At 69.6% G+C, this 3,337-nt stretch carries 3 protein-coding genes and 2 pseudogenes; 2 read left to right on the top strand and 3 right to left on the bottom strand.

The annotated features are described in order from the left end of the window. The coding region (locus tag AOK11_RS14225; protein WP_206188836.1) for a transposase at positions 1-324 on the top strand (324 nt) is incomplete at its 5' end. Positions 325-517: 193 nt separating this feature from the next. On the opposite strand, the gene AOK11_RS14220 is transcribed toward AOK11_RS14225, so the two are convergent. Continuing rightward, on the bottom strand, positions 518-1,264 hold the full coding sequence (locus AOK11_RS14220; RefSeq protein WP_055594075.1) for an IS5/IS1182 family transposase: 747 nt from the start codon (positions 1,262-1,264) through the stop codon (positions 518-520). Positions 1,265-1,574: 310 nt separating this feature from the next. Then, entirely contained in the window at positions 1,575-2,696 is a 1,122-nt protein-coding gene (locus tag AOK11_RS14215) for a PP2C family protein-serine/threonine phosphatase (RefSeq protein ID WP_240497336.1), read from the bottom strand. A 191-nt stretch (positions 2,697-2,887) separates the two neighbouring features. On the opposite strand from AOK11_RS14215, the pseudogene AOK11_RS44880 reads away from it, so the two are divergent. Then, positions 2,888-3,032 (top strand): annotated as a pseudogene (locus AOK11_RS44880) (telomere-protecting terminal protein Tpg); the annotation flags it as partial. 29 nt (positions 3,033-3,061) lie between these two features. On the opposite strand, the pseudogene AOK11_RS39845 reads toward AOK11_RS44880, so the two are convergent. Beyond that, positions 3,062-3,337, bottom strand: a pseudogene (locus AOK11_RS39845) (integrase core domain-containing protein); the annotation flags it as partial.

Raw genomic sequence — 3,337 nt, 5'->3', positions numbered from 1 at the left:
CAGCACCTGATCTGCGACAACGCCTCCACCCACAAGACGCCCGCCATTCAGCGATGGCTGGCCGCGCACCCGCGCTTCCACGTGCACTTCACGCCCACCAGCAGCTCCTGGCTCAACCAGGTTGAGCGGTGGTTTGGTCTGCTGACGGACAAGCAGATACGGCGAGGCGCCCACAAGAACGTCCAGGCCCTGGAGAAGGACATCCGCAACTGGATCAAGATCTGGAACGAAGACCCGAAGCCCTTCGTCTGGACGAAAACCGCAGACGAGATCCTCGAACGCCTCGCCGGATATCTGAAGCGAATTCCCGACTCAGGACACTAGACGAGTGATTCCTAACGGTGTCAGTGGTCGTCGGCAATCAGGGATCGGGTGATGGGTTGGCCGGTGGCGAAGCAGCCCCACCATACGCAGACGGGGCCTGGGGAAAGTTGCGTCGCCAGTCGGCGAGCGTGCCCGGATCAGCTTGACCTGAAGTGTGGTTGAGGTTTCACGATGGTGTGGTGACTGAGCGTTTTCAGCGTTGCCTCTCCAGAGTGAGGACGGCCTTGGCGACTGACGTCATGCGGTTGGGGCTGATCCGGGACCTTCGGAAGATCCGCCAGGACTTCAGCAGTGCCATGCCCTGTTCGACGGGTGCCCGGGACGTGGCCAGTGCCCGGTTGACCGTCCGCTGTGTCGCAGACAGTTGCCCGGGCGGCCGTCTGCGTCCGGTGGTGACCCAGAGGCCGGCGCCCTGGTAGGCGCGGTCGGCCAGGACGGGGACGCCCTGGCGTTCGCAGATCCGGATGATCCGGTGGGTGCGGGCCGCGGTCAGGTCGTGGACACGGCCTGGCAAGGCCGGCGAGATCCACAGCACGTGCCCGGTCGGGTCGGTCACGACCTGCACGTTGACGCCGTGGCGGCGGTGCTTGTGCGAGTGGTCGGCCCGGCCGTCGCCTACGCGGTCGCACTCGGCGAGCGTTCCGTCGAGCAGTACGTACTCCGGTTCGTGCTCGCGCAGGACCTTGAGTAGACCGGGCGCCTGGGCGGCCAGGAGGTCGATCACCACGGCGGTGCAGGCGTGGGCGGTGCCGACCGGGATGCCGAAACCGGCAGAGATTTGAGCCAGGGTGTCGTGCTTGCGCAGGTACACCGGACCGACGAGCGCGCGTTGGTGCGGCGGGAGCTTGCAGCGGCGGTCACCCTCGCGGGTGACGATGAGCATGGTGACCCACTCGACCAGCGCATGAGGAAGGTCGAGTGCGGCAGGGTAGGAGACCAACGAGGCACCTGGGCTGATGAGTTGAGACTTCGAACACCTCCCTCAACGGCACGGGTGCCTCGTGCGTTGCGTCCCCGCCGCCGTCACCCCATCAGTGGTCACTCTGAAAACGCTCACTGACACGAGGCCGAGATATCGCACCTCCGCTCCGTGGTTCGCCCGTCCCGCCTGGCCGGTGCCCCGTGGGTGACGCTGCTGCGCAATTCGCCAGTCCCGTGGGAACAGCTGCTCGGAGTGCCGAGCATGGCCGCGTCGCCGCGGGTCGCGGGGTGCGGTCCCGGGGATGTGCGCAGCACCGTCGTGGGTTTCCTCAAACGTGCCGGCCGTTGTCTGTTTCCCTCCAGGGGGCGGCCGGGGCCTTGCCGGGGCCGTCGTTCGCGTCGTGGGGCAGGCCGATGGCGAGGAGCGCGACATCGTCGTCGAGGTGTCCTGCGGCGTGCCGGTGCAGGTCGGCGAGCAGGGCGTCCAGCACGTGGTTTGGGTCCGGTGGGAGGGGGCGGGACAGCCGTGGGATGGGGTCGTAGAAGATCCCGCGGTGGTCGCGGGCCTCGACGACGCCGTCGGTGAACAGCACCAGGACCGCGCCCTCGGGCAGGACGTACCGGTCGACCGGGATGTCCGGGCTGCCGAGGTCGGCCAGGCCCAGCGGCAGCGAGGGCGTGCTCGGCTCCAGCGGGTGGGCCCGGCCGTGGTGGAGCAGCAGCGGTGCCGGGTGTGCCCGGTTGGCCACGTGCAGGGTCGAGCCGTCGGCGGAGAGTTCGGCGATGACGGCGGTGGCGAACCTCTCGGCTTCCCCTCCGTTCTCGGCGGCGTTGACCTCCTGGATCCGTTCCTCCAGGCGGCGGACCACGCCGGGCAGGTCCGGGATGTGGAGGGTGGCCTCGTGGAAGGTGCCGAGCAGCGCGTTGACGGTCTGGACCGCGCCCAGGCCCTTGCCCAGGACATCGGCGATCATCAGCCGGATGCCGTAGGGGGTGGAGCGGATCGCGTACAGGTCGCCCCCGATGGCGGCCTCCCGCGTGGCGGCCTCGTAGCGGGTGGCCACGGTCAGCGGCCCGATTCGGTGGGGCGGGGAGGGGAGCACGGCACGCTGGACGGCCTCGGCGACCTCGCGGGCGTTCTTCAGTTGCCGCCGCTCGCGGGCCAGCAGCCGGTTGACGCCTGCGGCCAGGAGGGTCAGGGTGACGAAGGTGGAGAACGGGAAGATGTTATCGATGTCGAACGGCGTCCTGCCTCTCACCAGCGGCAGGGCTACCGCGGCGAGGAGCGCCGCCGCGCCGGTGGCGATCGTCCCGGTCAGGGAGAGCCAGGGCGCGACCAGCACGGGGGTGGCCGCCAGCAGGAGGAACACCCTCACATGTGGCGGGGTGAGGAGGTCGAGGAGGAACACGCCGAGGATCAGCGCGGCGGGCAGCCAACGAAGCCACCGCATCTGAAGGGGCGGTGACGCGCGGGTGGGTGCCATTCTCCTGCGCTCCGGGGTGTTCCTGGACAGAATCCGGGTTTCAGTCTCTGCCGCATCCCCGACCACGGCGACCGGGGCACCACGGCCGGGCGAAGCCTCCGGCGATCAGCCGGACTTCTGCGTGTCCCCTGATGGGCGTTGTCACGTGGGCTGACCTGCCCCGCGCGGACCTCGCCCAGCGCCTTCAGGACGCCGTACGGGCCCGCTGGCAGCCACGCGTCCGCGAGCGTGCCCGCCGCCACCAGCACCGGCCTGGTCGCCGACACCCGGGCCCGGTTCGGCTTCACCGCCGCGCCCGGCACCTGTGTCGTTCGGAAAATCGTCGCCGCTGATCAGGCGGCGTACCGGTACTCGTTGATGACGCCGCCGAGTACCCGGCGGCGGAGGACTCGGTGCGCGGTCAGGTCGGTCTTGGGTGCCGGGTGCTCCTGCGCGAGGGGCGGAAGCTGTCCCGAGCCCGATGTGGGCGACGGCGGTTGTCGTGTCGGGCGCAGGCGTTCAGGACCCGGCGGGCAGGGGTCTCGTTCCGGATCAGCAGGTGGTCGAGGACTTCACGCCGAAGGGTTCCGGCGACCCGTTCACCGTGCGCGTTCATCCGAGGAGTCCGC

Source organism: Streptomyces hirsutus (assembly GCF_001418415.1).
Taxonomy (GTDB): domain Bacteria; phylum Actinomycetota; class Actinomycetes; order Streptomycetales; family Streptomycetaceae; genus Streptomyces; species Streptomyces hirsutus.
This window is presented reverse-complemented; position numbering and strand designations above follow the sequence as displayed.